This is a genomic window from Bradyrhizobium sp. CCH5-F6 (genome assembly GCF_001556045.1).
Taxonomy (GTDB): Bacteria; Pseudomonadota; Alphaproteobacteria; order Rhizobiales; family Xanthobacteraceae; genus Bradyrhizobium.
Genome location: NZ_LSIC01000032.1, coordinates 1 through 5,051 on the forward strand (window position 1 = coordinate 1; position 5,051 = coordinate 5,051).

Here is a 5,051-nt window from a genome sequence, read left to right on the forward strand (position 1 = left end):
CGTCTCGAAGGATGGCCGCAGGGAAAAGCTCTCATATGCGATAGCCCTGCCCGCACGCGGGGGAGGGAGCTCACTGCCGTTGCCGCCACAGCGTGCGCGCCATATGCGATGCCTCCCGTAAGAATGGGGAGAGGGAGGATGTCAGGCTTCCACCTTGTCCGCCATCCCTGCCGCCGACAGCGCGAACGCATACACGATCGCGATTTCATCGAGACGGTCGAATCGCCCTGACGCACCGCCGTGGCCGGCGCCCATGTTGGTGCGGAGCAGGACCGGGCCGCCGCCGGTCATGGTGGCGCGCAGGCGAGCGATCCATTTGGCGGGCTCCCAATAGGTGACGCGCGGGTCGGTCAGCCCGCCCATCGCGAGGATCGCGGGATAGTCCTTTGCCGCGACATTGTCGTAAGGCGAGTAGGACAGAATGGTGCGGAAATCCTTCTCGCTCTCGATCGGATTGCCCCATTCCGGCCATTCCGGCGGCGTCAGCGGCAGGGTGTCGTCGAGCATGGTGTTGAGCACGTCGACGAACGGCACTTCGGCGACGATGCCGGCGAACAGGTCGCCGGCGCGATTGGCGACCGCGCCCATCAGCATGCCGCCGGCCGAGCCGCCATGGCCAATGATGCGCTTGGCGCTGGTGTACTTCGCATCGATCAAAGCGCGTGCGCTGGCGGCGAAATCGTCGAACGAGTTCGTCTTCTTCTCGCGCTTGCCGTCGAGATACCAGCCCCAGCCCTTGTCGGCGCCGCCGCGGATATGGGCGATGGCATAGACGAAGCCGCGATCGACCAGCGACAGGCGGTTGGCGTTGAAGGAGGCCGGCATCGCCATGCCGTAGGAGCCGTAACCGTAGAGCAGGAGGGGGGCCGCGCCGTCCAGCTTCAATCCGCGACGATGCAGGATCGAGACCGGCACCTCGGCGCCGTCATGCGCCTTGGCCATGATGCGCGTGGTGACGTAATTGGCGGCGTCGTGGCCGGAGGGAATCTCCTGGCGCTTGCGCAGGGTGCGCGTGCGCTTGGCCATGTCATAGTCGTAGACTTCCGAGGGCGTCGTCATCGACGAATAGGCAAAGCGCAGATTCGTCGTCTCGAATTCGTAGGAGCCCATCGTGTCGAGCGAATAGGCGGCCTCGTCGAAGGCAATGGCATGCTCCTCGTTCGAGGCGAGATCGCGGATCACGATCGACGGCAGCGCATTGGCGCGCTCCAGCCGCACCAGATGGCCGGCATAGAGATCGATATCGATGATGTAGATGCCCGGCCGGTATGGGATCAGGTCGCGCCAGTTCTTGCGCTCGGGCGAGCCGAGCGGCGCGGTGACGATCTTGAAGTCGATGGCGTCATCGGCATTGGTGAGGATGAACAGCTCGTCGCCGCGATCGGCGAGCGAATATTGCACGCCTTCCTCGCGCGCCGCGACCAGGCGCGGCGGCGCCTCGGGGTTGGCGAGATCGATCAGCCGCTGCTCGCTCGTCTCGTGGTCGCCGCCCGCGATCACGCAGAAGCGGCCGCTGGTGCTCTCGTGCAGATGGGTGAACCAGCCGGCATCCTGCTCTTCATAGACCAGCGTGTCGTCGGCCTGCTTGGTGCCGAGCCTGTGACGCCACACCTGCATCGGCCGGTGGTTGTCGTCGAGCTTCACATAGAAGAAGCTCTTGCAGTCCGAGGCCCAGACCACGCCGCCGTCGGTCTCCTCGACGACGTCGTCGAGATCCGTCCCGGTCGTCCAGTCGCGGACGCGGATGGAAAAATACTCCGAGCCCTTGGTGTCGGCGCTCCAGGCCTGCAGCTTGTGATCGTGGGAGTGCCGGCTGCCGCCGAACTTGAAATATTTGTGGTTCTTTGCGAGCGCGTCGCCGTCGAGCACGATCTGGCCCTCGCCGCCCTCGCGCGGCATGCGGCCGAACAGTTCGTGCTGCCCGCCCTCGCGAAACCTGCGGAAATAGGCGAAGGGGCCGTCGGGAGACGGCACGCTGGAATCGTCCTCCTTGATCCGTCCGCGCATCTCGCGCACCAGCGTCTTCTGCAGGCTGGCTGTGTGGCCGAGCAGGCTGTCGGTGTAGACGTTCTCCTCGTCGAGATATTTGCGGATGTCGGGGTCGAGCACCGCAGGGTCACGCAGCACCTCCTGCCATTTCTCGTCCTTCAGCCAGGCATAGTCGTCGGTCACGGTGATGCCGTGCCGCGTGAAGGAATGCGGCCGGCGCGGGGCGACGGGCGGCTGGGAAGGCGTCTTGGCTTGTGTCACTCGGTCCTCGTTTGTGTCCGGCGTCGCTGCTCTTCGTCTCTTCCCGCAAGCGGGGAGAGGGGGAAGAGGGCAACTCGCTGCGTTCCCTTATATCGTCCCGATTCCGCGAATTGCCAGCGCGCTGCGCCGAGCCTGCCGGGTTGTTGACCGGGCCCTTGTATGCTTTAGGGACGATATCCCCGCCGCCGGTCCAGCCAGATGCTGTTCAATTCCTATCCATTCATCCTGCTGTTCCTGCCGGTTGTGCTGGCTGGCTATTTCTGGCTCGGCCAGCGCAGCAATCTGATCCCGGTGATCTGGCTGGCACTGGCCTCGCTCGCCTTCTACGCCATTGGCAGCTGGCAATTCCTGCCCCTGCTGTTGATCTCGATCGTCTTCAACTACGGCGTCGGCCATCTCCTCATCGTGGCGGAGCTTGCTCCGTCGCAACGAAAGGCGGCGCTCGCTCTCGGTGTCGTCGGCGATCTCCTCGTGCTCGGCATCTTCAAATATGCCGGCTTCGTCGCCGAGAACGTCAACGCGCTGGCTGGTACGCATCTTGCGGTTCACATCCTGCTTCCGGTCGGCGTCTCCTTCTACACCTTCACCCAGATCGCGTTCCTGGTCGATGCCTATCGCGGCCAGGTCGCGGCCTACGCGTTGCCGCACTACGCGCTGTTCGTGACCTACTTTCCGCACCTGATCGCGGGGCCCATCCTCCACCACAAGGACATGATCCCGCAATTCGAGCGCGCGGAAGCGAAGCGCCCGGACCCGCATCTCATGCTGTGTGGTGTGATCATCTTCGCCATCGGCCTGTTCAAGAAGACCTGCCTTGCCGACGGCATCCAGCCGCTGGTCGCGCTCGCCTTCGAGGCGCGCTCGCCGAGCTTCGACCAGGCCTGGTGTGGTGCGCTCGCCTACACGTTCCAGCTCTATTTCGACTTCTCCGGATATTCCGACATGGCGATCGGCATATCGCTGATGTTCGGCATCTTCCTGCCGGTCAACTTCAACTCGCCCTACAAGGCGGCGAGCATCGTCGAGTTCTGGCGCCGCTGGCACATGACGCTGTCGCAATTCCTGCGCGACTATCTCTACATCCCTCTCGGCGGCAATCGCCGCGGCCGCGTGCTGCGCTACGTCAACCTGATGATCACGATGCTGCTCGGCGGGCTCTGGCACGGCGCGGCCTGGACGTTCGTGGTGTGGGGCGCGCTGCACGGCGCCTATCTCTGTGTCAACCACGCCTTCAACGCGCTGGTGCCGAACGTCCCCGCGATTGCCAGGCGCCCAGTCCGCATCGCCGGCGCCGTGCTGACGTTCCTCGCCGTCGTCATCGCCTGGGTGTTCTTCCGCGCCGAGAGCGTCGCGTGGGCGCTGCGGGTGCTCCACGCCATGGCCGATCCCTCGAATATCGTCCTTGGCCGCGAGGAGATTGCGGCGCTGGTGCTGGTCTCGATCTATGCGGCGCTGGTCTGGCTGACGCCGAACACGCAAGGCATCATCGGATATGATCACGCCAACCGCCGGGTCGGCGAGGACTTGCGGGCAGGGCGCATGCGGCCGCTGTTCCTCTATGGCGCATCGCTGGTGCTCGCATTCGGCATTCTGGGCATCCAGAGCCACAGCGAATTCATCTATTTCCGGTTCTGATGCGGGCCACGTTCACCAGTTTATGGCGTCTTCTGCTTGCGAGCATCGCTTGCGTACTGGGCGCGGCCCTGCTCACCTTCGTGGTCGATCCCCTGCAATTGTTCCGTCCCTCGCGCCTCGTCGCGGCCTTCTATTCCGAGGACACGCGCGTGCAGAATGCCGGGCTGATCCGCAGCCAGTCGTTCGACACCGTGTTCATGGGCACCTCGCTGGCGATCCATTTCCGCCAGAACGACATCGACCGCGCGCTTCGCGTGCATTCGCTCAAGCTGGCGATGACCGGCTCCAATTCGCGCCAGCAGGCCTTCGTGCTGGCGCAGGCGCTCGACCGTGGCGCAAGGCGGGTGATCTGGGAAATGGACGACTTCATCTTCGTCGATGCCGCCGACATCGAGACCGATCCCTATCTCTCCGTCGACCTTTATCGCGGAACGGCCAAGGGCATCGCGTCCTATTTGTTCAGCGCGGCAATGGCGAAGGAATCCCTGTTCGCGCTGTTGCGGTCGGTCCCGCCGCTGGGGGAGCCGCTGACCCGGGCGACGCCGTTTCTCCCGGTCAAGTTCGCGCTGTCAGACGTCGATGACATCTATGCGCTGCCGCGGGATTTCGATGTCGCGCGCGGCTACAACGCAACGAGGACGCTCGCGGCCTTCGCCCACATCACCGATCCCGTGCGCAGCCGCTTCCTCGCCGAGGGCTATCACTACGACGCGATGGTCCGGCACTTCGAGCGCGATGCCGTCGGCCTGATCGCGCGCCACCCCGACGTGACCTTCGACGTCTACTTCCCGCCCTATTCGATCCTGCAGTTCGTCGCCATGCGCGATGCCTCGCCCGGGACGCTGAAGATCGTCACCGATCTCACCGCGCATGTCGCGCGGCGCCTGACGCAGCTTCCGAACGTGCGCTTGCACGATTTCCGCGCGATCAAGGCGGTGACGCACGATCTGAACAATTACAGCGACGTCATCCACCATTCGCCGGTGGTCGACGCGATGGTGCTGAAGTGGCTGGCGAGTGGAGAATATCGGGTGGATCCGAAAGCGCCGCTGAAGCCGCTGGAGGAATTGAAGTCGCAGGTCGAGGCGTATCGCGTCGAGCGCTGATCTTGCCCTCTCCCCTTGTGGGAGAGGGTGGCTCGCCGCGTAGCGGCGAGACGGGTGAGG

The 5,051-nt window shown here is 64.4% G+C and carries 3 protein-coding genes; 2 read left to right on the plus strand and 1 reads right to left on the minus strand.

What is annotated here, in order from left to right; all coding sequences use genetic code 11:
- Nucleotides 1-141 precede the first annotated feature (141 nt).
- On the minus strand, nt 142-2,250 hold the full coding sequence (locus AX729_RS06040; RefSeq protein WP_061021096.1) for a S9 family peptidase: 2,109 nt from the start codon (nt 2,248-2,250) through the stop codon (nt 142-144).
- Nucleotides 2,251-2,448: 198 nt separating this feature from the next.
- On the opposite strand from AX729_RS06040, the gene AX729_RS06045 reads away from it, so the two are divergent.
- Nucleotides 2,449-3,885, plus strand: a complete 1,437-nt coding sequence (locus AX729_RS06045) for an MBOAT family O-acyltransferase (RefSeq protein WP_061021098.1) — start codon at nt 2,449-2,451, stop codon at nt 3,883-3,885.
- A complete protein-coding gene (locus tag AX729_RS06050; protein WP_061021099.1) occupies nt 3,885-4,991 on the plus strand; it encodes a hypothetical protein in 1,107 nt (368 codons plus the stop codon). Before AX729_RS06045 ends, AX729_RS06050 begins: the two co-directional genes overlap by 1 nt.
- Nucleotides 4,992-5,051: the final 60 nt, after the last annotated feature.